The 22,263-nt window shown below is 58.3% G+C and carries 23 protein-coding genes and 3 tRNA genes; 24 read left to right on the top strand and 2 right to left on the bottom strand.

Annotated elements, in window-relative coordinates; genetic code table 11:
- Window positions 1-114: 114 nt before the first annotated feature.
- Complete coding sequence (locus OKC40_RS17710) at window positions 115-1,056, top strand: hypothetical protein (protein WP_234601443.1); 942 nt, start codon at window positions 115-117, stop codon at window positions 1,054-1,056.
- 145 nt (window positions 1,057-1,201) lie between these two features.
- Window positions 1,202-2,392 (top strand): amino acid aminotransferase, encoded by a 1,191-nt coding sequence (locus OKC40_RS17705; RefSeq protein WP_234601442.1) that lies wholly within the window; start codon window positions 1,202-1,204, stop codon window positions 2,390-2,392.
- Window positions 2,393-2,508: 116 nt separating this feature from the next.
- Here the strand turns inward: OKC40_RS17705 and OKC40_RS17700 are convergent, their stop codons facing one another.
- Together OKC40_RS17700 and OKC40_RS17695 are read right to left on the bottom strand one after the other, a co-directional pair.
- The gene (locus OKC40_RS17700) at window positions 2,509-3,012 is read right to left on the bottom strand and encodes a DUF2062 domain-containing protein (protein WP_234601468.1); all 504 of its coding nucleotides are present in this window, start codon (window positions 3,010-3,012) and stop codon (window positions 2,509-2,511) included.
- Window positions 3,006-3,524: a DUF2062 domain-containing protein gene (locus tag OKC40_RS17695; RefSeq protein ID WP_182969279.1), complete on the bottom strand. Its 519-nt coding sequence runs from the start codon at window positions 3,522-3,524 to the stop codon at window positions 3,006-3,008. Before OKC40_RS17695 ends, OKC40_RS17700 begins: the two co-directional genes overlap by 7 nt.
- 27 nt (window positions 3,525-3,551) lie before the next feature.
- Between OKC40_RS17695 and OKC40_RS17690 the strand changes: the two genes are divergently transcribed.
- The 22 genes from OKC40_RS17690 (at window position 3,552) to OKC40_RS17585 (ending at window position 22,175) form a co-directional block, all read left to right on the top strand.
- Entirely contained in the window at window positions 3,552-5,753 is a 2,202-nt protein-coding gene (locus OKC40_RS17690) for a DNA internalization-related competence protein ComEC/Rec2 (RefSeq protein ID WP_234601440.1), read from the top strand.
- A gap of 104 nt (window positions 5,754-5,857) precedes the next feature.
- Window positions 5,858-7,621, top strand: a complete 1,764-nt coding sequence (gene msbA / locus OKC40_RS17685) for a lipid A ABC transporter ATP-binding protein/permease MsbA (RefSeq protein WP_270796303.1) — start codon at window positions 5,858-5,860, stop codon at window positions 7,619-7,621.
- Window positions 7,621-8,622 carry a tetraacyldisaccharide 4'-kinase gene (gene lpxK, locus OKC40_RS17680; protein ID WP_270796302.1) on the top strand — a complete coding sequence of 334 codons (1,002 nt, stop codon included), beginning with the start codon at window positions 7,621-7,623 and terminating at the stop codon, window positions 8,620-8,622. Before msbA ends, lpxK begins: the two co-directional genes overlap by 1 nt.
- A 123-nt stretch (window positions 8,623-8,745) precedes the next feature.
- A complete protein-coding gene (locus OKC40_RS17675) occupies window positions 8,746-8,934 on the top strand; it encodes a Trm112 family protein (protein WP_042057644.1) in 189 nt (62 codons plus the stop codon).
- Entirely contained in the window at window positions 8,931-9,680 is a 750-nt protein-coding gene (gene kdsB, locus OKC40_RS17670; RefSeq protein ID WP_270796301.1) for a 3-deoxy-manno-octulosonate cytidylyltransferase, read from the top strand. The genes OKC40_RS17675 and kdsB overlap by 4 nt, the downstream gene beginning before the upstream one ends.
- Before the next feature lie 214 nt (window positions 9,681-9,894).
- Entirely contained in the window at window positions 9,895-10,539 is a 645-nt protein-coding gene (gene uvrY, locus OKC40_RS17665) for a UvrY/SirA/GacA family response regulator transcription factor (protein ID WP_005337448.1), read from the top strand.
- A gap of 127 nt (window positions 10,540-10,666) precedes the next feature.
- Window positions 10,667-12,520 carry an excinuclease ABC subunit UvrC gene (uvrC, locus tag OKC40_RS17660; protein ID WP_270796298.1) on the top strand — a complete coding sequence of 618 codons (1,854 nt, stop codon included), beginning with the start codon at window positions 10,667-10,669 and terminating at the stop codon, window positions 12,518-12,520.
- 211 nt (window positions 12,521-12,731) lie between these two features.
- Window positions 12,732-13,286, top strand: coding sequence for a CDP-diacylglycerol--glycerol-3-phosphate 3-phosphatidyltransferase (pgsA, locus tag OKC40_RS17655; RefSeq protein ID WP_042057638.1), 555 nt, complete (start codon window positions 12,732-12,734; stop codon window positions 13,284-13,286).
- A gap of 181 nt (window positions 13,287-13,467) precedes the next feature.
- Window positions 13,468-13,543: transfer RNA gene (locus OKC40_RS17650), tRNA-Gly, on the top strand.
- A 35-nt stretch (window positions 13,544-13,578) separates the two neighbouring features.
- Window positions 13,579-13,652: transfer RNA gene (locus tag OKC40_RS17645), tRNA-Cys, on the top strand.
- A 41-nt stretch (window positions 13,653-13,693) separates the two neighbouring features.
- Window positions 13,694-13,780 (top strand) — tRNA-Leu (locus tag OKC40_RS17640).
- Between the two features lie 113 nt (window positions 13,781-13,893).
- Window positions 13,894-14,922 (top strand): tyrosine-type recombinase/integrase, encoded by a 1,029-nt coding sequence (locus OKC40_RS17635; protein WP_182925716.1) that lies wholly within the window; start codon window positions 13,894-13,896, stop codon window positions 14,920-14,922.
- Window positions 14,919-15,134 carry a hypothetical protein gene (locus OKC40_RS17630; RefSeq protein WP_182925715.1) on the top strand — a complete coding sequence of 72 codons (216 nt, stop codon included), beginning with the start codon at window positions 14,919-14,921 and terminating at the stop codon, window positions 15,132-15,134. Before OKC40_RS17635 ends, OKC40_RS17630 begins: the two co-directional genes overlap by 4 nt.
- A 260-nt stretch (window positions 15,135-15,394) precedes the next feature.
- The gene (locus OKC40_RS17625) at window positions 15,395-15,532 is read left to right on the top strand and encodes a hypothetical protein (RefSeq protein WP_182925714.1); all 138 of its coding nucleotides are present in this window, start codon (window positions 15,395-15,397) and stop codon (window positions 15,530-15,532) included.
- Window positions 15,533-15,764: 232 nt separating this feature from the next.
- Entirely contained in the window at window positions 15,765-16,004 is a 240-nt protein-coding gene (locus OKC40_RS17620) for a hypothetical protein (protein WP_199428770.1), read from the top strand.
- Window positions 16,005-16,199: 195 nt separating this feature from the next.
- Window positions 16,200-17,168, top strand: coding sequence for a primase-helicase zinc-binding domain-containing protein (locus tag OKC40_RS17615; protein WP_270796292.1), 969 nt, complete (start codon window positions 16,200-16,202; stop codon window positions 17,166-17,168).
- Window positions 17,165-18,385 (top strand): helicase RepA family protein, encoded by a 1,221-nt coding sequence (locus tag OKC40_RS17610; RefSeq protein WP_182925711.1) that lies wholly within the window; start codon window positions 17,165-17,167, stop codon window positions 18,383-18,385. Before OKC40_RS17615 ends, OKC40_RS17610 begins: the two co-directional genes overlap by 4 nt.
- Window positions 18,386-18,940: 555 nt before the next feature.
- On the top strand, window positions 18,941-19,558 hold the full coding sequence (locus OKC40_RS17605) for a hypothetical protein (RefSeq protein ID WP_270796290.1): 618 nt from the start codon (window positions 18,941-18,943) through the stop codon (window positions 19,556-19,558).
- A gap of 2 nt (window positions 19,559-19,560) precedes the next feature.
- Window positions 19,561-19,962 carry a DUF5681 domain-containing protein gene (locus tag OKC40_RS17600; RefSeq protein WP_270796288.1) on the top strand — a complete coding sequence of 134 codons (402 nt, stop codon included), beginning with the start codon at window positions 19,561-19,563 and terminating at the stop codon, window positions 19,960-19,962.
- Window positions 19,963-20,116: 154 nt separating this feature from the next.
- Window positions 20,117-20,365: a hypothetical protein gene (locus tag OKC40_RS17595; protein ID WP_270796286.1), complete on the top strand. Its 249-nt coding sequence runs from the start codon at window positions 20,117-20,119 to the stop codon at window positions 20,363-20,365.
- 9 nt (window positions 20,366-20,374) lie between these two features.
- Window positions 20,375-20,623: a hypothetical protein gene (locus tag OKC40_RS17590; RefSeq protein ID WP_270796284.1), complete on the top strand. Its 249-nt coding sequence runs from the start codon at window positions 20,375-20,377 to the stop codon at window positions 20,621-20,623.
- Between the two features lie 631 nt (window positions 20,624-21,254).
- On the top strand, window positions 21,255-22,175 hold the full coding sequence (locus OKC40_RS17585) for a tyrosine-type recombinase/integrase (RefSeq protein WP_232093548.1): 921 nt from the start codon (window positions 21,255-21,257) through the stop codon (window positions 22,173-22,175).
- Window positions 22,176-22,263: the final 88 nt, after the last annotated feature.

Below are 22,263 nucleotides of genomic sequence, written 5' to 3'. Positions count from 1 at the left end.
AAATTGCAGGGAGCAAGGTCACGTAATTGGTGCGGGAGGCTTGGCGTCATCGGCCGGTAACGGTACCTTTTCAGGCTGTTTATCCGATTGAGCACTGACAGGGATGGATTGTAATTGATCGACTTTAGTCACCCCGAATGGCGGGCGCTGGCGCAGCAGTTGCTGAGCCACTCGCCTGTGGTGATCCGTGGCCGCCAATGGCAACCGCTGGTGGGCCTGCTCAAGGATAACCAGCTGTTGCTCGCCCATGGCAGCCACAGCTATGAGCTCACCCCGGCCGGACGGCGCTATCTCACCCGCGAGCTTATGCTGGTCGAGATCGCCACCGCCCCCCCCGAGCCCGAGGAGTGGTTGCATGCTCAGGGTTGGCAATTGGGTGAGCAGGTCAACGAGCGGGTGCTGGCGGCGCTCTATCGCAAGTCAGAGGTGAACTTTACCCCCAACGAGCAGATCGATTTTGAGGACAAGGGGATCCGGCTCTGTGCCGATCAGCTGTTGCGCTTGCGCGCAGCCCAGCCGTTCAGCCTCTTTTTCAGCGGTGGCACCCTGCTCGATGCTGCCCCCTGGTTGCAGGCACTGGGGGAGGTGGCCCTGCCCGAGCGCACTCTGGCGGGTCTTGGCAAGATCCTGTGGGGGGAGGGGAATATCGAGCGGGTGATCACCACCGACAGCGTCGGCGCCTTTGCCGAACTGCCCCTTGATACGGGTACCTTGCTGGTGTGGGCCCCCCCATCGGCTCCTCTTGCCTTGCAGCAGGTAGTGGCCGCCTTGCCCCCCAATGTGCTGTGGAGCCATCTCACAGCCCTCGACCCTGCTGGGGTGGATCGACTGCAGGCGCTGGCCCAGCGGCTGGGTCGTCCGGCCAGCTGGTGGTTGCCCCGTGATCTGGCCCCGATCCTCAGCGCGTATACCCAACCTTTGACTGAGGCTCGGCCCTGGGAACCGAGCAGGATCCCCAAGTCATTGTTAGCAGTTTGTAGCGGTTTGGTTGAGTCCAATGGTTGCTTGTCGGCCGAGGTGTGCGCGCTGGCGCCAGCGTGGCATGCCGTTGGTTGAAATTGGCCTGAAAGCGAGCCAAAAAGCGGTTTTCCCTCATTGAACGCGGTGATATAAAGAGTTGACGAAGCGCTCGCCAGATGAGCGCTTTTGTTTATCAAGCCGCTTTGCCACCCAACGAACTCAACGGAATACAGGGAATACCATGTTTGAAAAGGTTGTTGCCGCCCCAGCGGATCCGATCCTGGGCCTGACCGAAGCCTTCCGCGCTGACTCTCGCAGCCACAAGATCAATCTGGGCGTAGGGATCTACAAGGACGAGTCCGGTGCCACCCCCATTCTTCATTGCGTCAAGAAAGCCGAGCAGAAGCTGCTGACCGACGAGAAGAGCAAGAACTACCTCGGTATTGAAGGCAATATCGAATATGGCCGCATCGTGCAGCAACTGCTGTTCGGGCAGCATTCTGCGCTGGTTGCCAGCGGCCGCGCCAAGACCGCTCAAGCGCCGGGCGGTACCGGTGCCCTGCGTATCGCGGCCGAATTCGTGGTGCGCAACGGTCTGGCCAAGACCATCTGGATCTCCGATCCCACCTGGGCCAACCACGTTAGCGTATTCCAGGCCGCGGGCCTGACCGTCAAGTGGTACAAGTACTACGACGCAGCCACCAAGGGTCTCGACTTTGCCGCCATGCAGGCTTCGCTGGCCGAAGTGCAGCCGGGTGAGCTGGTGCTGCTGCACGGCTGCTGCCACAACCCGACCGGTATCGATCCCACAGCCGAACAGTGGCGTGCCCTGGCCAAGCAGAGTGCTGCCGCCGGCTGGTTGCCGCTGTTTGACTTCGCCTATCAGGGTTTTGCCCGTGGTATCGAAGAGGATGCCGAAGGTCTGCGTATCTTCGCCGAGTGCCATGACGAGCTGCTGGTGGCTAGCTCCTTCTCCAAGAACTTCGGTCTTTACAACGAGCGGGTCGGAGCGTTCACTCTGGTCAGCGCGACCAAAGAGATCGCCGATGTGGCCTTTACCCAGGTCAAGACCGTGATCCGTGCCAACTACTCCAACCCGCCGTCACACGGCGCCGCTGTGGTCACCGCCGTGGTGAGCGATCCGGCTCTCTATGCCGAGTGGGTCGAAGAAGTGGCTGCCATGCGGGTGCGTATTCGCGAGATGCGCGAACTGCTGGTAGAGAAGCTGGCTGCCCTCGGCGTGAGCCAGGATTTCAGCTTTATCCGCGAGCAGAACGGCATGTTCTCCTTCTCCGGTCTCTCCAAGGATCAGGTTGAACAGCTCAAGAGCGAGTTTGCCATCTACATCGTCGGCTCCGGCCGGATCAGCGTGGCCGGGATCACCCGCGCCAACATCGATCCTCTGTGCGAGGCCATCGCCAAGGTGCTGTAATCGCATCGCCTTGCGCTCTGGCACTATGCGGCACTATGCAATGAAAAAGCCCGTCACCAAGGTGACGGGCTTTTTTGATCGCCAACGGCTGATCGCCAAACAAGGGGAAGGGCGGCTCAGCGGTGGCGGGCGTCTTGCCACTGTTTGCGCAGTTGCAGCAGCAGCGCGGTCAGGGCACCGCCGCTCAGGGCTGTGAGCACCGCCAGCAGCAGGCTGCCGAGCAGGAAGGGAGGCACCAGGGTCGCCGCTTCCTGCTCCAGCCAGTGGAGGGTCCAGGTAAGGTGGAAAGGCTCCGGCGTCTGGTGCAACACCAGACAGCCGGTGCGATAGGCGTAGAGATACATGAATGGCAGGGTCAGCGGATTGTTGAACCAGACTGCCAGCAGCGCCAGCGGTAGGTTGAGGCTGAATGCCAGCGCCAGCCCGACCGCGATGAGCGAGTGCATCGGAATGGGGAACCAGCAGGCGAAGATCCCGGCCGCTACCGCGCCGCTCAGGGCGCGAGTACCCCCTTGCCAGAGGGCCGGGGCAAGCAGTCGCTCACCAAACAGGGCAAACCACTTCTGCTGGCGCAGGGTGTCGGGATCGAGCTTGAAGCGGGCAAACCAGCGACTCAGCATGCGCGGGCCATCTTGCGTTTTTGCCACTGGCGCACCGTGCTGATCCGCCAGAAGGTGCGGATCAGGGTGTAGCCGATGAGGGAACTCAGAAGGGCCAGGATCAGCGAGCCCAGCAACAGCGGCGGCGCGACAGTTCCCAGTACCGAGACCAGCCACTCCCAGGTGAACTCAATCTCAATCTGCTGCGCCGAATGTCCCAGCAGCTGGCAACCCACCAGATAGGCGCCATAGAGCAGGGGCGGCATGGTAAAGGGATTGGAGAGCCAGACCAGCGCCACCGAGAGCGGCAGATTGACCCGGCACAGGATGGCGCCACCGGCGGCCAGCAGCATCTGGCAGGGGAGCGGCACCCAGGCCATGAAGAGGCCCACCGCAAATGCTCCGGCTGCCGAGCGGCGGTTGAGGTGCCAGAGGTTTGCATCGAGCAGCAGTTTGCCGAACAGCCGCAAGTGCTTGTGTTCTTTCAGGGTTTGCTGATCGGGCATCCAGCGTTTAATGAGTCGTTTGGGCATATTGAAACCTTGCTAAATACTTGCTCCATGGATCTGCGTCTGTTGTCGTTTGCCCTTGGGGCAAGCTCCTCACTGCTCTGGCCATGGTTACCTTCACTCGCATGGGGGGGCCTGTTGCTGTCCCTGCTGATCCCCCTTGCATATTGCCGTGCCTGGCGGTGGCTGTTTCTCCTGCTCGGCATCCTCTGGATGCAGGCCAATCTTGCCTATCGACTGGCCTGGCTGGAGCGATTGGGCGATCAGACGAGCCACATGATAACCGCACAGCTGCAAAGTGCAGAGCCCGAGGGGGATAAATTTGTCCGGCTGTTGCTGCGGGTGAGCACCCTTGACGAGCAACCGGTGACACCTGAGCCCCTGATCCGGGTCAATGCCTATCAGGCATTGCCCGCCATGACAGTGGGCAGCCGGATCGCGCTGGTGACCTCGTTGAAACCGGCTCACGGTCTGGCCAACGAGGCGGGGCTGGATGGGCGGCGTCTGCTGCTGGGCAAGGGGATCACCGCCACCGGCAATTTGCGCCGGGTGATCGACATTCAACAGGCACCTGCGGGGTGGCGCGAACGCTGGTTGGGCGAGGCGACCGGGAGTTGGCGCCCGCTTGATCATGCTCCCTTGTTGGCCGCCCTCACCTTTGGCGAGCAGAGCGGCATCACGGATGCCCAGTGGGAGCTGTTTCGCGGCAGCGGCCTGACTCACATCATCGCGATTTCAGGGCAGCACATCGCGCTGGTGGCGGTGCTCGGGTGGTGGTTGGGCAGGCTGTTTGGCCTGCGCGGCGCCATTATCACCTCCCTGCTGTTTGCCGCCGTCTACAGCGCATTGGCGGGATTTGCGGTGGCCACCGAGCGGGCCCTAATCATGGTGCTGGTGTGGAGTGTGCTGCGCTGGAGCCGGCGAGAGTGGCCTGCCTGGCGCATCTGGCTGTGGGCCTTTGTGGTATTGACCCTCTGGGATCCCTTTGCCCTCTATTCGGCCGGTTTCTGGCTCTCGTTTCTGGCGGTGGCCATCCTGCTGCTGGTGGGGTATGTCCACGACAAGCCGGGGCTGTGGCAGATCCAGCTCTGGCTGCTGCTCGGTCTGCTGCCGCTGCAGCTGGCGTTGTTCGAGGGGATAGCGCCCCTTGCCATGGTGATCAACTTGCTGGCGGTGCCGCTCTTTTGTATCGCTATCATTCCGCTGGCGCTGATCGGTGTGCTGTTGGCGCCGCTCTCCACCTCGCTCGCCTATGGCCTGTTCTGGCTGGCGGATCTGGGGCTTGGTTGGGTGCTGACGATCCTGAATTGGCTTGCCGATCAACTGCAACTGTGGTGGCCACTGCCCGGTTGGTGGCTGCCGCTTTGCACCCTGCTGTTGCTGCTCTGGTTCGCCTCGCGGTGGCGCCCGGCACGCTGGCTGTTGCTACCGGGTCTATGTGCGCTGTTGCTGGCGCTCTGGCCAACTCCTGCCCGCTGGCAACTGCGGGTGCTGGATGTGGGGCAGGGGCTGGCGGTGCTGATCAGCAATGGGGAGCGTGCCATCCTCTATGACACCGGCGATCGTTATCCCGGTGGCTACAACATGGCGGACGCGGTGATCCTGCCCCAGCTGAGCCATCTGGGGATCCGGGTGATCGATCGCCTTATTATCAGCCACAAGGATCGGGACCATGCCGGCAATCGCAAGCGACTGCTCAGCGCCATGCCGGTTCGCCACGAGCTCTCCTCTTACCCCTTTAGCAAGGGAACCACCCTTTGCCAGCGTGGGCAACAGTGGCGCTGGCAAGGGCTCGCGTTTACGGTGCTCTGGCCTGAGCGCCCCGGTGGCGGGCACAATAATGATGGCTGCGTGGTGCGTATCAGCGATGGGCAGCGCAGCGTGTTGCTCAGTGCCGATATCGAGCGGCAGGCCGAGCAGCGACTGGTGGCGCTGGCGGGGGAGGGGTTGGCCAGCACCTTGTTGGTGAGCCCACACCATGGCAGTCGCACCTCCTCCACGCCCCCGTTTGTCGCGGCGGTGGCGGCGCAGGAGGTGATCCACAGCGCCGGTTTTATGAACCAATGGGGCTTTCCCCGTCCCGATGTGGTGGCCCGCTATCGGGATGCCCGCCAGTGGGTCACCGGCCTGCAAGGGGCGATCCTGGTCGAGCCCACCGCAGCGGGATTGAAAGTGACTGCCGAGCGCAATCAGGGCCCCTGGTACCGACGCGGTGGCGAGTGGTGGCGGCCGAGAGCGTGGTTTGAGCAATAATCCGTCATTTCCGCAGCGGATGGATTCTATATCGGTGGCGACGCTTGGTGTAATCCTGCGCTTTGGCTAGAATAGCCCGTCATTTCCATTACTAACGGCTATTCATGCAACAAGAAACCTCACAAGAGAGCTGGCCTGTATTCCGACGCCTGCTCGGTTATGTCCGTGATCGCAAGCTGGGCCTGGTCGGTGGCATCATCGGGATGCTGGGCTACGCTGCCGTGGATACCACCTTTGTCTACTCCATCAAGCCGCTGATCGATCAGGGCATTAATGGCAACGACAGCACCGTCTTGAAATGGATGCCCTTCTTCGTCCTCGGCATCGTGGCCCTGCGCGGTGTTGCCAACTTTCTCTCCAACTACTGCATGGCTTGGGTCGGCAACCACGTAGTGATGCGTCTGCAGCAGCAGGTGTTCAATCACATGGTGGCGATGCCGATGAGCTTCTTCGACCGTCAGAACACCGGTCATCTGCTCTCCAAGGTGACCTATGACGCGAGTCAGGTCTCCTCGGCGGCAAGCACCACCCTGGTGACCCTGGTGCGGGAAGGGGCGACCGTGGTCGGCCTGCTCGGCCTGATGTTCTGGCACTCCTGGCAACTGTCGGTGATCTTCCTGGTGGTTGGCCCGCTGGTGGGGATTATCATCGGCCTTATCAGCCGCCGTTTCCGCCAGATCAGCCGTCACATCCAGCAGGCGGTAGGGGATATCACCACTTCCACCGAGCAGATGCTCAAAGGGCACAAAGAGGTGCTGATGTTTGGTGGCCAGAAGGTTGAAGAGAAGCGCTTCTTCCAGGTCAGCAACAACATGCGTCAGCAGACCATGAAGATGGTCGCCGCCGATGCCATCGGCAGTCCGGTGGTGCAGATGGTTGCCTCCATCGCGCTGGCAGCCTTCCTCTACGTCGCGACCATTGATAGCGTCAAATCAACTCTGACTGCCGGTACGTTTACCGTCATGATCACCTCCATGATGATGCTGCTCAAGCCGCTGAAAAGCCTGACCGACGTCAACAATCAGTTCCAGCGCGCCATCACCGCTTGCCACAGCCTGTTTGGCCTGCTCGACAGCGAGCCGGAGCAGGATACCGGCACCCGTACTCTGGAGCGTGCCCGCGGCGAGATCGAGTTTCGCAACGTCACCTTCACCTATCCGACCAAGGATACCCCGGCGCTGCACAACGTCAGCTTCAAGGTGGAGGCGGGTAAGTCGGTGGCGCTGGTGGGCCGTTCCGGCTCAGGCAAGAGCACCATCGCCAGCCTGCTGACCCGCTTCTACGATATCGACCAGGGCGAGATCCTGCTGGACGGCATCAACATCCGCGAATACAAGTTGAGCGAGCTGCGTAAGCAGTACGCGCTGGTCTCCCAGCATGTCCACCTGTTCAACGACTCGGTGGCCAACAACATCGCCTACGCGGCAGAAGACAAATACAGCCGCGACCAGATCGTGCAGGCCGCCCGCATCGCCCATGCCGACGAGTTCGTCAGCAAGATGCCGCTGGGGTACGACACCGTGGTTGGCGAGAATGGCGCGTCCCTCTCCGGCGGTCAGCGCCAGCGAGTCGCTATCGCCCGCGCCCTGCTGCGCGATGCGCCGGTTCTGCTGCTGGATGAGGCCACCTCGGCCCTCGATACCGAGTCCGAGCGCCACATTCAGGCGGCCATCGATGAGCTTTGCAAGGCCCGTACCTCGCTGGTGATCGCCCATCGTCTCTCTACCATCGAGAAGGCGGACGAGATCCTGGTGATCGACGAAGGCCATATCGTCGAGCGCGGTAACCACGAAGCATTGATGGAGCAGCGCGGCACCTATGCCCAGCTGCGCGCCATTCAGTTTGGCAACGCGGGAAACAAGGCCTGATGCTGGAACGGCTCTGGTATGCAAAGAGTGGCTGGCGCTGGTTGCTGGCCCCCCTTGCCCTGCTGTTCGCCATCATCAGCGGCACCCGCCGCTACGCCTATCGCCACGGCTGGCGCAAGGGGTATCGCGCCTCCTTGCCAGTGATCGTGGTAGGCAATATTTCGGTGGGGGGCAACGGCAAGACGCCGGTGGTGGTCTGGCTGGTGGAGCAGTTGCAAGCCCGTGGCTATCGCCCTGGGGTGGTGAGCCGTGGTTATGGCGGCAAGGCGCCCCATTACCCGTATCGGCTCGATGCCGCCAGCACCACGGCGCTGGCGGGGGATGAGCCAGTGCTGATTGCCCGGCGCTGCGGCTGTCCGGTGGTGGTTGCCCCGAAACGGGCCGATGCGGTACGACTGCTGGAGCAGAGCGGTGAGGTGGATATCATCATCACCGACGACGGCCTGCAGCACTACGCGCTGGCCCGCGACATTGAGCTGGTGGTAGTGGATGGGGCGCGTCGTTTTGGCAACGCCTGCTTGCTGCCGATGGGGCCGCTGCGCGAGCCGGTCACTCGTCTCAAGCGGGTGGATGCCATCATCTGTAACGGCGGCGAGCCGGGCAAGGGGGAGTACCCCATGCAACTGGTTGCCGACACCCCGCGCCGGGTGCGCGACGATGCGCCGCTGGCCGCCCCCTTGTCGGGGCCGGTCGATGCGCTGGCGGGGATTGGCCATCCGCCCCGTTTCTTCGCCACCCTCGAGGGGCTCGGCTACCAGCTGGAGCAGCAGGCCGCCTATGGCGATCATCACCCCTTCGATCGGGATGAGCTGGTGGTCCGCTTTGCCAGCAAGCCGCTGCTGATGACCGAGAAGGATGCGGTCAAGTGCCGCGCCTTTGCCCTCGATAACTGGTGGTATCTGCCGGTGAGAGCCGAGTTGCCTGCATCCCTGCTCGATACCTTGTTGCACAAGCTGAGCGCGAGTGGAAAGGCGCAAGGCGTAACCAAGGCACAAGATTAGTCTCTCTCGCCTGAGCGGGGGAGAAGTGGACCAATAGCGGTCCCGTATGGAATATCTGGTTGCTCGACATCCATCGCTGGCGTGATGAAGCCGCCAGCGCGACATCGTTGAAGGAGTATCGTTTTGGCTTTGGACATCAAGTTGCTCGACATCATCGCCTGCCCGGTCTGCAAGGGTAAGCTGCACTACAACAAGGCCGTGCATGAGCTGGTCTGCCGCTTTGACAAGCTGGCCTATCCGCTGGAGGAGGGGATCCCGGTGCTGCTGGAAAACCGTGCCCGACAGCTCAACAGCGATGAGCTGCCGTCATGAGTTTCGTCGTCGTCATTCCTGCCCGCTATGCGTCAACCCGTCTGCCGGGCAAGCCGCTGGCGAATATCCATGGCAAGCCCATGGTGCAGCACGTGGTAGAGAAGGCTCTGCAGTCGGGCGCCGATCGGGTGATCGTTGCCACTGACGATGCCCGGGTGCAGCAGGCGCTGCAGAGCACCGGCGTCGAGGTGTGCATGACTTCACCGGATCACCAGTCCGGCACCGAGCGTCTGGCCGAGGTGTGCCGTCACTACGGCTTTGCCGCCGATACCATCATCGTCAACGTGCAGGGGGATGAGCCGCTCATTCCGCCCGCCATCATTCGTCAGGTGGCAGACAATCTGGCCGCCGCCACGGCGCCGATGGCGACTTTGTCGGTGCCGATCAAGGATGCCGAAGAGGCGTTCAATCCCAATGCCGTCAAGGTAGTGACTGACAAGGATGGCTACGCCCTCTACTTTAGCCGCGCCAGCATTCCCTGGGATCGGGATCGCTTTGCCAACAGTCATGAGCAGATTGGCGACCACTACCAGCGCCATATCGGCATCTACGCCTATCGCGCCGGATTTATCCAGCGTTATGTAGACTGGGCGCCTAGCGTGCTGGAGCAGGTCGAGGCGCTGGAGCAACTGCGGGTGCTCTGGTATGGGGAGAAGATCCACGTCGCCCAGGCGTTTGAAGCGCCGCCGGTGGGAGTAGATACCCAGGCAGATCTGGAGAAGGTGCGCGCATTTTTGGCCAAGTGATGGCCACTGCACGAAAGTCATGAAAAACGGTGTCGCAAGGCACCGTTTTTTGTTTTGAAAATTTATATAATTATTTGATTTTAAACGCTAAACATGGGTTTTCTCAAACTTTTGGCGCGCATGGTTTGCCAAAGCGACGAGTTTGGTTATGATGCAAGACGCCCTGTTAACCCTAACCGGGCGGCAAAAAACGAGATAAAAACGGGGTGTTTGGGTGATAAATGTATTCCTGGTCGATGATCATGAGCTGGTGCGTACAGGGATAAGACGCATTCTTGAAGATGTACGCGGGATCAAGGTGGTGGGCGAGGCACAGAGCGGCGAGACCGCAGTTACGTTCTGTCGCCAGCACCATCCGGACGTGATCCTGATGGACATGAACATGCCGGGTATTGGTGGTCTGGAAGCGACCCGCAAAATTCTGCGGATCCGCCCCGATGTGCGCATCATAGTGCTGACCATTCATTCAGAAAATCCGTTCCCCACCAAGGTGATGCAGGCGGGCGCCGCCGGTTACCTGACCAAGGGAGCAGCCCCTGACGAGATGATCCAGGCGATCCGGCTGGTGCACTCCGGTCAGCGCTACATCTCCCCGGAGATTGCCCAGCAGATGGCCCTCAGCCAGTTTGCCTCCGCTGACGAGAATCCCTTCAAGTCCCTCTCCGAGCGCGAGCTGCAGATCATGATGATGATCACCAAGGGGCAGAAGGTGACCGATATCTCCGAGCAGCTCAACCTGAGCCCGAAGACGGTCAACAGCTACCGCTATCGTCTGTTCAGCAAGCTGGGGATCAATGGTGACGTGGAACTGACCCATCTGGCCATTCGCTATGGCATGCTGGATGCCGATACCCTCTAATCGGGTGGCGTGTGGTCACAAAGGCGGCGAGTGCCGCCTTTTTGCTTTTCTGCCCCTTTGCTTTTCAGGCGGCGGGGGCAGTATGCTCTGCCCGTCAATTTTTGCCTTTGTGTGAGCCGAGTAGCTGATGACCCTCTCTCCCGAACCTCTCTTCGACAGTAAGGCGTTTCTGAGCGCCGTCACCCATCAGAGCGGCGTCTACCGCATGTATGACAGCGGTGGCACCGTGATCTATGTCGGCAAGGCCAAGGATCTGAAAAAGCGGCTCGCCTCCTACTTTCGGGCCAACGTCGACAGCATCAAGACCCGCACCCTGGTGCGCCAGATCGCCGATATTCAGGTCACCGTCACCCACACAGAGACCGAGGCGCTGATCCTCGAGCACAACCTGATCAAGCAGTACCAGCCCCGCTACAACGTGCTGCTGCGGGACGATAAATCCTACCCCTGGATCATCATCACCGCGCACCAGCATCCGCGCATCGGCGTGCATCGTGGTGCCCGCAAGATCAAGGGAGAGTACTTCGGCCCGTACCCTTCCGGCGGTGCGGTGCGTGAGAGTTTGCATCTGATGCAGAAGATCTTCCCGGTGCGCCAGTGCGAGGATGCGGTCTACGCCAACCGCACCCGTCCCTGCCTGCTCTATCAGCTCAAGCGCTGCGCCGGTCCTTGCGTAGCCGGGCTGGTGAGCGAGGCCGAGTATGCCCAGCAGGTGGAGTTGGCCAAACTGTTTCTGGCGGGCAAGAACCAGCAGGTGATTGGGGAGTTGGTGGGCAAGATGGAGTCTGCCAGCGGCGATCTGCGCTTTGAAGAGGCAGCCCGCTATCGGGATCAGATCCTGGCGCTGCGTCGGGTCACCGAGCAGCAGTCGGTGAGCGGCAACGTGCTGGACGAGCTGGATGTGGTGGGGGTCGCCTTCGAGCAAGGCGCTGCCTGCATCCACGTGCTCTTTATCCGTCAGGGCAAGGTGCTCGGCTCGCGCAGCTATTTCCCGAAAGTGCCGGCTGACACTCCGCTCGAGGAGGTGGTGCAATCCTTCCTGCTGCAGTTCTATCTGTCGGGGCAGGGGGGGCGGCAGATCCCGAGCGAGGTGCTGCTCGATGTGGCCCTTGAGGACGAAAACGTCATCGCCGAGACCCTGAGCCAGACCGCTGGCTACAAGGTGCGGGTGGTGAGCCGTACCCGCGCCGAACGGGCCCGCTTTATCAAGCTCGCCTCCATCAATGCCGAGACGGCGCTGCGCTCGCGGCTTGCTCACAAGAGCACCATGACTGCTCGCTACGATCAGCTGGAAGAGCTGCTGGAGCTGGAGCGCCCGATCGCCCGCATGGAGTGTTTCGATATCTCCCACACCATGGGGGAGCGCACGGTGGCCTCTTGCGTGGTGTTCAACCGGGAGGGGCCGCTCTCATCGGAATATCGTCGTTTCAACATCGACGGTATCACCGGTGGTGATGACTACGCGGCGATGGAGCAGGCGCTGGAGCGCCGCTTTGGCAAGCAGCAGGAGCCGGACAAGGTGCCGGACGTGCTGTTTATCGACGGCGGCCTCGGCCAGCTGCGCCGCGCCGAAGAGATCCTGGCCCGTCAGCTGGAGTTCCTCGGCGGCAAATACCCGCTGCTGGTGGGGATTGCCAAGGGGGTCACCCGCAAGGCGGGGCTGGAGACCCTTATCATGGGGGAGAGCCACGAAGAGCTGCATTTACCGGCAGATATGCCCGCTTTGCACTTGATTCAGCATATTCGCGATGAATCCCACCGTTTTGCCATTACCGGCCACCGAGCGCGGCGTGCCAAGGCCCGCACCAGCAGCAGTCTGGAGGATATTCCGGGGGTGGGGCCAAAGCGGCGGCAGGCACTGCTCAAATACCTTGGTGGCCTGCAGGAGGTCAAAAAGGCGAGCGTGGATGAACTGGCCAAGGTGCCCGGCATCAGTCAGGAGCTGGCCCAGACCATCCATGATGGCTTGCACGGCGCCTGAACAGGTTTTAGGCGCAGCCAGCAGCCAGGAAAAATCGCTAACTCCTTGATGCACAAGAGCCGTGACGCGGGGGGGCCGTAAATGCCATAATGGCCCCGCATCTTGAGAAGATTGATGGATTAAGAAGACCAGGACGGGCGCCAGTGCGGTTGCATCGCAAATCGGCTTTGGCGCACTATGTAGCGACGTACAAGAAGTGGCTGAATAAATAATGACAAACATACCTAACCTGTTGACGTTTTTCCGGATTTTGCTCATTCCCGTCTTCGTCATCCTGTTCTATCTGCCTTACCAATGGTCCTATCTGGCGGCTGCCCTCATCTTTATTCTGGCCGCTGCCACCGACTGGTTTGATGGCTATCTGGCTCGCAAGCTCAATCAGTCCACCGCCTTTGGCGCCTTCCTCGACCCGGTTGCCGACAAGATCATGGTTGCCGCTGCACTGGTGGTCATCGTCGAACATTACAACACCATCTGGGTGACCATCCCCGCCATGACCATGATTGGCCGCGAGATCATCATCTCGGCCCTGCGTGAATGGATGGCCGAGCTCGGCAAACGCTCTTCGGTGGCGGTCAGCTGGATTGGCAAGTGGAAGACCATGATCCAGATGGTGTCGCTCACCGGTCTGATTTGGCAATACAACGTCTGGATGGTGTGGCTCGCCTACGTGATGCTCTATGTCGCCACCGTGCTCACCTTCTGGTCGATGTTCCAGTACATGAAGGCGGCCTGGGGCGATCTGACCCACCACGCCAAGCTGTGAGTCACCCGCGCCGCAAGGTGAGGTTTCCGCTGATTTGAGGCAGGAAACGGCCAAAGGCGCTAAAACTGTTCAAAAAGGGCAAAAAATGCCCGAACGATCAGGTGATTAAATATTTCTGGTTGACTGGGCGAGGAACATCGCTAGAATGCGTCCTCGTAGTCAGGCAGTCAGCCAGACCAATGCGGGAATAGCTCAGTTGGTAGAGCACGACCTTGCCAAGGTCGGGGTCGCGAGTTCGAGTCTCGTTTCCCGCTCCAAATTCAGACAATAGAGAGCCAACTCTCTTTTGCATGGCGCGTTAGCAAAGCGGTTATGCAGCGGATTGCAAATCCGTTTAGTCCGGTTCGACTCCGGAACGTGCCTCCATATTGACAAGCCCGCCACGCGAGCTTGATACCGATTGCGGTGCCCGAGTGGTGAAATCGGTAGACACAAGGGATTTAAAATCCCTCGACGTTCGCGTCGTGCCGGTTCGATTCCGGCCTCGGGCACCATTTAAAATCCTGCCTAGTCAACAGGTTAGCGTCAAAGTTAGGCGCTAGAGTGATGAAAGTTGCGGTCAAAACCCCCCTTTTAAACGTGTAAAAACGGGCAAGGAGTTTTGACGATGGCAAGCGTGCAAAAAATTACTGGTAAGCTGAAAACGACCTATCGGGTTCAGATTATGCGCAACGGCCAGCGCATCGGGAAAAGTTTCTCGACCAAGAAAGCCGCCGAATTGTTTCTGGCTCGCATTACTGCAAGTGATGACCTGGCCGAAGCCCTCACCGATGTAAGCCTCAACAGTATCCTGTTTAAGGATGCTGTTTGCTCGTTTCTGGACGAGTACCAAGGCCGTGACCAATCCATAATCCGCCGTTTGACTTGGTGGGCCGATCGCCTCGGTTCTAAGCCAGTGGGCAAGATCACCCGTCAGCACGTCAGAGAGGGGCTTTTGGCCCTCGCCAAAGACGAGAAAGCCCCCGCCACCATCAATAGAACCAAAGCATGCCTTTCGAGCTTCTTTAAGTGGTTCAACCGTAAGCATGACACCCGCCATAACCCTTGCAGTGAAATAGAAGGCGAGCCAGAAGGCCAAGGCCGCACCCGCTTCTTGTCTGATGACGAGATCGCGCGACTGCTAGAGGCTTGCCAGAATAGCGCATGGGATCGCCTGCACTTGCTGGTGCATATGGCCCTAGTAACTGGCGCTCGCCGTTCTGAGCTATTGGGCTTGAGATGGTGTGATCTAGACTTTCAGCGCAAGACGGCGATCCTGCACTTCACCAAGAACGGCGACCGCCGCAACCTAGCCCTAACCACCGACCTGATCGAAGAGCTGATGCAGTGGCGCGAGATAGGCGAGGGCTATGTATTCCCGAGTTCCAACCACCTCAACCAGCCTGCACAGCACTTTGATCGGTACTGGTATTCCGCCTTGCTGGCTGCCGATATCAAAGATTTCCGCTTTCACGACCTACGCCATTCTAGCGCCTCAATCATGGCTAAGACTGGCGCGAGCCTGCTAGAGCTAGCCGACCACCTAGGCCATAAATCTATGGCAATGGTGAAGCGCTACGCCCACCTGAGCACCGCGCACAAGGTGGAGAAGGCGGAAAGCACTTTCGGGGATCTAACACGGAGGGCAGCGAGATGAGCCAGGTAAATTTTGATTACCGATCCGGCATTCTCGAAGCCGCCGACCCTGCAACTGACCGTGAATGGTGCTGGTTCAAGGGGGACGCATGGATAACAGAGAACCAGAGCGGAGAGCGCCACACAGTCATTGACGCGCCAACAGGGGCGACAGTGGCAGAGATTAAGAGCTTGATCCGAGCCAGAGCCAAGGGGGCCGCCGTCATGACCTAACCCGCGCAGATCCGCGCCCGTAGAACACCGAACACCCAGCAATGGGGCCGCACTCTATAACCTATGAGGTTATGGGAGGGGGGATCCCTATGTCTGGCTAGCCTAAGCGCTACTGAAAAACCGTGCCATACCGCCAGATCTCGCCAGCTTGTTAGCCCTAAAGATGCTAGCCAGAGAAGAGATCAGCACAAAAGAAAACCCCCGCAACTGCTCGAACAGTTCGGGGGCATGGAACACAACTGATAGAGGGACTATCAATCATGAACACCCGCATTGTAACCAACCGCACACCCGCACAACAAGCAGCGCAGGCCGCCGTCATGGCCTATCGAGCCGGATTTCATCAAGAGGCTGCCATTCTTTGGCGAGCGGCCATTGCTTCATGGTTCAAAAAATAGGCAAACAGACCATTGCGGAAAAGTTTTTTTGATGGTGAACAGGGATTTTTGAGCTCGTTATTTATCAATGGTTTATAAGAGGTAGGTGCGTGAGTCACGCATAAGTTGTTGATTAAGAAGGGCATTTTGATAAACACACCCCTTCCTTTTGTCAATTGTCTGGGTTAGCTTCTGGATCGACTTAGGCCGCAGCTTTCACAGATTGACTAGAAACAACCGAGAGGACGCAAACATGAATCATATCGACCTGATACGCATGAATCAGCAGCTTGAGAATTGGAAGAGCATTTCAGAGTTGGCAGATAGCTATCCCCAGTTCAGTCGCAGCACGCTAAAGACCCTCTTCTGGAAGCGAGACGAGCGCCCGGGTCTGAGCCGTTGCGCCCGTATGGTGGGCAAAAAGCTGTTTGTTAACGTCCCAATGTTCGGCTTGTGGCTTGGTGGGCAACTGCCGGAGCAGATGGGGGAATGATGGGTTGTGGCCCTTCCAATCCATCGATAATCCAGCGCCTAGTAGCCTGCCGCGAGGGTAATGGGCAAATCGAGTGCAAAGCAGGCAAAAAAACGCCCCTTCAGCGCTAACTGAAAGGGCATTACAAACCTCACCGAATGGCCCGAGTGTTCCCCAACATGCACGGCCAGACGGTGACCCAAGAAGGATATAACAATGACCATATCAATCAAGGAAATCAGCAGCGCAGTGCTTTACAAGTGGCGCGAAACGGTTGAAATGGCTGGGATCATTGTACCACCTACCGCCCAGAAATTCGGGCCTTGCCCTATTTGTGGTGGAAAAGACCGCTTCCGGTTCGATGACAAAGAGGGGCGAGGGACTTGGATTTGCAACCAATGCGGGGCAGGTGATGGGATCTCGTTAGTCCAGAAGGTAACAGGCAAGACCATGAGGGAGATGATCCCCTTTCTGGCTAGCCTTCTTGGGATCTCCAACGAAGCACCACTCGACCGCGCAGCCATTGAGCGGAACCTAAAGCAGGCCGAAGCAAGAGCCGCAGAGACCAAAGCAAAAGAAGCTAGCCAGAGAGAAGCCGCCGCCGCCCTGGCTAACCTGATGGCTGATGAGTCGCTAATCATAGACGCCGCAGAACACCCCTATCTGAGCCGCAAGGGCTACACAGGTTTCGGTGTATTCATCCTATCCCGTGAGTATCTGCACCATGTGAACGGCAAGCGTTACACCTACCGCGCCGGATGCCTTTTACACGCGATCAGGGACGTGAACGGGGAGATCATCGGTGCTGAACTGGTGAGAGATGACGGGCACAAGACAGCGCTTGCAGGTGGGAGCAAGGCCGGATTCACGATCATAGAACCGCCTATTGACATGCAACTTGAGGAAGTGGAGACCCTTTTTGTATGTGAAGGAGTCGCTACCGGATATGCCATCCGTGAGTTGCTGGAATTTAAGTCTATGGGCTTTGCTGCCTTGAGCAAAAACAACATTCTGAAGGCCGCAAAAATGGCGAGGGCCATGATCCCAGAGCTGCCGATTATTGTGTGTGGTGATGTGGGAGCTGAGAAGGAGGCCGAAGCCGCAGCAGCAGCCATAGGGGCAGAGGTGAGTTTCCCGCCGTCTGGTGGCGATTGGGACGATTACCGGATGGAGATGGCCGCATGAATGAAGAAACTGCAGCAGCCTTGGCGCATAAGAAAGAGATAACGGCCATGAAGAGTCCGATTCTACAGCAGTCATATAAGCCGAAGCCGGTAGCCATTACCGCCGAGGAGACCATCCACAAGGTGGCGCCGCCAATGGTTACCCCCCTTCCATCTGGCGAGCAGATAAGGAAAACCAAACTGCCATTGGTGGCCGGATTTCATGGTTTCGACAACAGGGCATCATGGCTCATTAAGGGATTATTACCGGCTACGTGTACTGCTTCCATTTATGGGCCGTCCGGATCATTCAAGTCGTTTGCTGCCGTTTCGTGGGCTTGCCACATAGCGACAGGCAAACCATGGAACGGGGCAAAGGTCGAACAGGGGGCCGTGCTGTACGTGGTGGGGGAAGGTGGCGTTGGCGTGCCTCGTCGGATCCGGGCGTGGGCTGATGAATACAACGAAGGCAGGGACGTCCCTAATGTGTACCGTGTTGATATGCCCGTGTTTATGGCCGATCCGTCGCAACAGGCGGAGCTTAGGTTTGCAGTTGAGGAGGTGAAGGAGGCTACAGGGCAGGACGTTAAGCTGATCATCATTGATACCGTGGCCCGTTGCTTTGGTGGCGCAGATGAAAACCGAGCCGCAGACATGGGGGCGTTTATCAGTGGTTGCGACCTCGTGAAAACCACTACAGGGGCAACAATCTTACTTGTCCACCATACCGGAAAGAATGAATCGAATGGAGCACGGGGATCTAGCTCATTTCGCGCCGCATTGGATGCTGAATATCTTGTCAAGCGCGAGGCAGAACGAGGTAATAGCCTTGTTTTGACTGGCACCAAGATGAAGGATTCAGAGCAACCGGAGCCTGTAGCCTTCGACCTAAAAAGGAGGGTGATCGGCATGGATGAGGACGGCGACGAGCTCACAAGCCTAGTTGTTATCGACAGAGGCAGGGAGCCAGCAGATCCTGAGGCTGACGGGTTAGCGCCGCTTTCTAAGGCATTATTCCAAACGGTCAGGACGCTAACAGATAGGAACGGCGAGACCACCAAAAAGGAGATCCGCCATCGTTTCAAGGATATCCCGATAAACGGCAGCACACCAAACATGAGCAACTTCGGGCGACACCTTAAGACCTTAGAGGCAGACGGGTTGATTGTTATTGACGGTGATTGCGTGACGCTTGCCAAGCATGACGAGCTAACGACGAGCGGTGACGAGGAAGATTAAGGGGACGTCATTCGTCGTCATTATTTTTGCCTATACGACGAGAATGACGACGAGTTGACGAATAACGCTACAACCCGCACGGCATAAGGCTTTGCGGGTTTTTTGCTGTTTGTGGCCTGACGAGTTTCTCGTCATGGGTTTGATGACGAGTTCGTGACGAGTTAGTGACGAGACCACCGCAGAGCCCCACACCATTAGTTATTCGTCGTCATTGATTTTGCATAGGTGACGAGGATGACGACGAGTTCCCACCGCAGAGCCCCCCCTTTCTGGCTAGCCTCTTTGCCTCTTTCAAATCGCACGACAGGGAGCCCGCCCCTTAGCTGTTTTCGAAGCGGGAATTCCCGCTGCAAGCTGGGTTGCATCGACCCGAAAACGCGCAATTCCCCACGGTTTTACACAGCAACCCGCCGCAACCACTGCAAACAATGGATTCTAGACGGATTCGCAATCCATCGACCTCTAAAGATCAGGGAATAACAGGGTGATTGGCTTCAATTGAGGCTGTTATGTTATAATGTAACAAAAGGCAGTCAACCCAAAGAGAGTATTAACATGGCAAAGATTAACCACGTAGCAACCGGAGCATGGCGCGGACTTATTTCCGACCTTGCACAGAGCAGCATCGATCACGCCGCAACCATAGGCCGCGACCTTGAAAGTCGATTGGAGCGAATTGAACGAGACCGCACCCGCACCCAACTGGAAAAGCTGCCGATGCGCAAGAAGGCCGCAGAGCAAGCCAAAGCCGCATTGGATGAGCGTCTATCCCTACCGTTTCGGCTTGGTGTCCAAGCTGGTGAGGCTGCCACCATGGAGCGTAAAACAGACTTGATGCCCAGTCATGACAACCTATCCGCGATGACGCTCGCCCAACTACTGCTAACCAAGAGCGCGACCGAGATTAAAAAACTTGTCCAGCTAGACCCCCGTTTCGCCCAAGCGGCAAATTACTACCCGCCTGAAGCGTTCGGTCTGAAGCGTGACGAGCACACCGAAATGATGAGCAAGGCGTGGGAGACTCACTTTCCCGAGAAGGCCGCCGCAGAGGCCGCCGCTATCGCAGATTTGCGAGCACTGGACGTACTAAACCGGGCCGTTGGGGATTTCTGCAAAATGGAGATCGAGCAGTGCGCCCAAGGCATGGCGTCCGCTGGTCGTGTGGAGGATTAAGGATGACCGGACGATTTAAAGCCGGACAGAGCGGCAACCCAGCAGGCCGACCAAAGGGGGCATTGTCCCCCGCTATGAAGCTGATCAAGCAGGCAAGCCCAGCAGTTCTACAGCAGGTGATAGCACAGGCTATTGATGGCGATATGCAGGCCGCCGCCCTGGTTCTGGCCCGTGGTGTCCCAACCCTGAAAGCAACACAGGAGCCCGTGGAGCTGATCACCGCCGCCGAGTTTGAGCAGATGACGACACCAGAGCGAGCCGAGGCTATCCTGGTTGCTTCCGTGTCTGGCCGTGTCGCCCCAGACGTAGCCCAGCAGCTTATAACGAGCCTCACCGCCGTGGCAGGTGTGACAGAGTGGGCAGAGCTGGCGCAGCGTGTGGAGGAATTGGAGGCGCTTAAATGAGACGACCACCCCGCACCACCCTAGCCAAAGTCGCCAACCAGCTAACCAGATCCCGCCTAACTGATGACTTTGACGAGCTAATGAGCCGACCCAGTAAACCGACCACCCCCGAAGAAGAAGCCGCATTTCAGCGCATCATGCAGGAGCCAGACCAATGAGACGACCGAGCGAACGGCTAGCCCAGCGCATAGCCAAGGTTAGCGAATCATTCCGGCAAGACCCGCCGATCTACGTGGTGGACTGGTTCGAGGTTGAGCATGACGACCCCAGAGCCGAAACCGTGGAGCAGCAGGGTAACACCGTCCAGATCTACGCCAGCAGCCGCGAGCAGTACGACCACCGCCGCGCAGAGCTGGAGCAACAGCTAAGCCCCTGCCGCATGATCTGCATTGTCCCAGTTTAAGGAGCCGCTATGTACTACCAGACCAGAGAGCCTATGAAAATCACCTCACTGTTTTATAAGGAAGTGGAGCCAGACCACCCCAGAGCGGGAAAATGGGTGAATCTACCCGAGGCCGTGCACCCGTCATGGTTGTTCTATGGCTCCCGCGCCGAGTTCTTGCAGATTATAGAGAACGGTCAAAGCCCCAGCCCTGCCGGACATATCGCCATGATCCCCGCACCATGGGAGACCGTTTATACAGGGAGCGAGCCAGCATGAGCAGAGCAGCGCAACGAGGGGAGGCCATAGCAGCATGGAACAGATGGGGGCATAACCGCCCCCGTGCATGGCTGGCAAAGTATCCTCTAGCCGTCTTGTCCGTCCCGCCTGATCATGTGCTTAGGGATTTTACAGCCGAGGCCAAAGAGATGATAAAGCGGCCGCGCCCACCCCTAGCCAGCAATGACCCCCGCATGACCTACGCCCCTTGATGGGGCTTTCTTTTTGCGCGTTGCTACGTGAAATTCTCGCCAGTTGCAGGCGGATAGCCCCCGAGATTTCAAGCTGAAGCGCCGTATCAAATGTGTAATTGCGTGCAAACCTGCCAAAACAACACATAACCAGAAACAACCGAAAACCACTTGAAACAAGGGGATGCAGCGCTTAATATCTTCACAGGGCCGCAGCTCTTGCATTTAAAATCCCTCGACGTTCGCGTCGTGCCGGTTCGATTCCGGCCTCGGGCACCATTAATACTTCCAAAGTATTCCGAAAAAGTTCAAAAAACCCAGTAGATTCAATGTCTCTGGGTTTTTTTACGTCCAGAACATTCCGAGTCATTCCTAACACATCCGCTATAAATTGGCATACGCTTAGGTATACATCGATTCGATAAAGGAGTCGTATACCAATGCCGCGAACTACCAAACCCCTGTCTGATACCGAGTGTCGCAATGCCCGCCCGCGAGAAAAAGACTATTCCCTGTTCGATGGGAATGGCTTGCACTTATTGGTTAAAAAGAACGGTACCCGTTCGTGGCGCTTCAAGTTTACCAAGCCAGATGGTAAGGCAGGGCTGATGGCGTTTGGCGACTACCCCATCCTGTCGTTGACGGAGGCCCGTGCCAAACACGCTGCCGCACGAAATTTGTTAGCCAAGGGTATCGACCCTGTCGTTCATAAGCAGCAGTTGCGTAACAACATCACCCGCAAACAAGCGAATAGTTTTGAGGCTGTTGCCCGTGAATGGCATGCAAAAAATGCTGGCAAGTGGTCCTCCGATCACGCTTCACGCATCTTGACCCGGCTTGAAACAGACGTGTTTCCATTGATTGGCCATTGCCCCGTTGCCGAACTCAAGACTCGTGACCTGCTTGTTCCACTGCGTAAGATAGCGCAGCGAAATGCGCTTGATTTGGCAGGACGAGTGCGGCAACACATCAATGGCATAATGAGTTATGTAATGCGAACTGATTTGATTGAGACCAATCCTGCCGCTGATTTGACGGGGGCGTTGTCGGTTCGCAAAGTCCAGCATCATCCCGCGCTGCCGCTGCAGGATATTCCCAAGCTGGTGCGCCGTCTCGATAGTTATTCGGGACGTCTGCTGACCAAGATGGCGGTGAAATTCACCTTGTTAACCTTTGTCCGTTCGAGTGAATTGCGCTTCATGCGCTGGGATGAGCTCGATATCGAGCGAGCAATCTGGACGATCCCGGCGTCCCGCCCCCCCATTGAAGGGGTCAAATACTCACATCGTGGTGCCAAGATGCGAGAACCGCACATTGTGCCGTTGTCACGCCAGGCACTGGCCATCATTGAGGCGATCTGAATCGCCCCCATTTCCCTAGACACCTCACAGCCTTAAAATGAGGCAACTATTGGAGGTGTTATGACCCGTCAGCGTTATCCAGAAACAT

Origin of the sequence: Aeromonas sp. QDB11 (assembly GCF_027705265.1) — a bacterium.
In the GTDB taxonomy this organism is placed as follows: domain Bacteria; phylum Pseudomonadota; class Gammaproteobacteria; order Enterobacterales; family Aeromonadaceae; genus Aeromonas; species Aeromonas allosaccharophila.
Note: the sequence above shows the minus strand (reverse complement) of the source record. Positions and strands in the feature narration are given on the sequence as shown.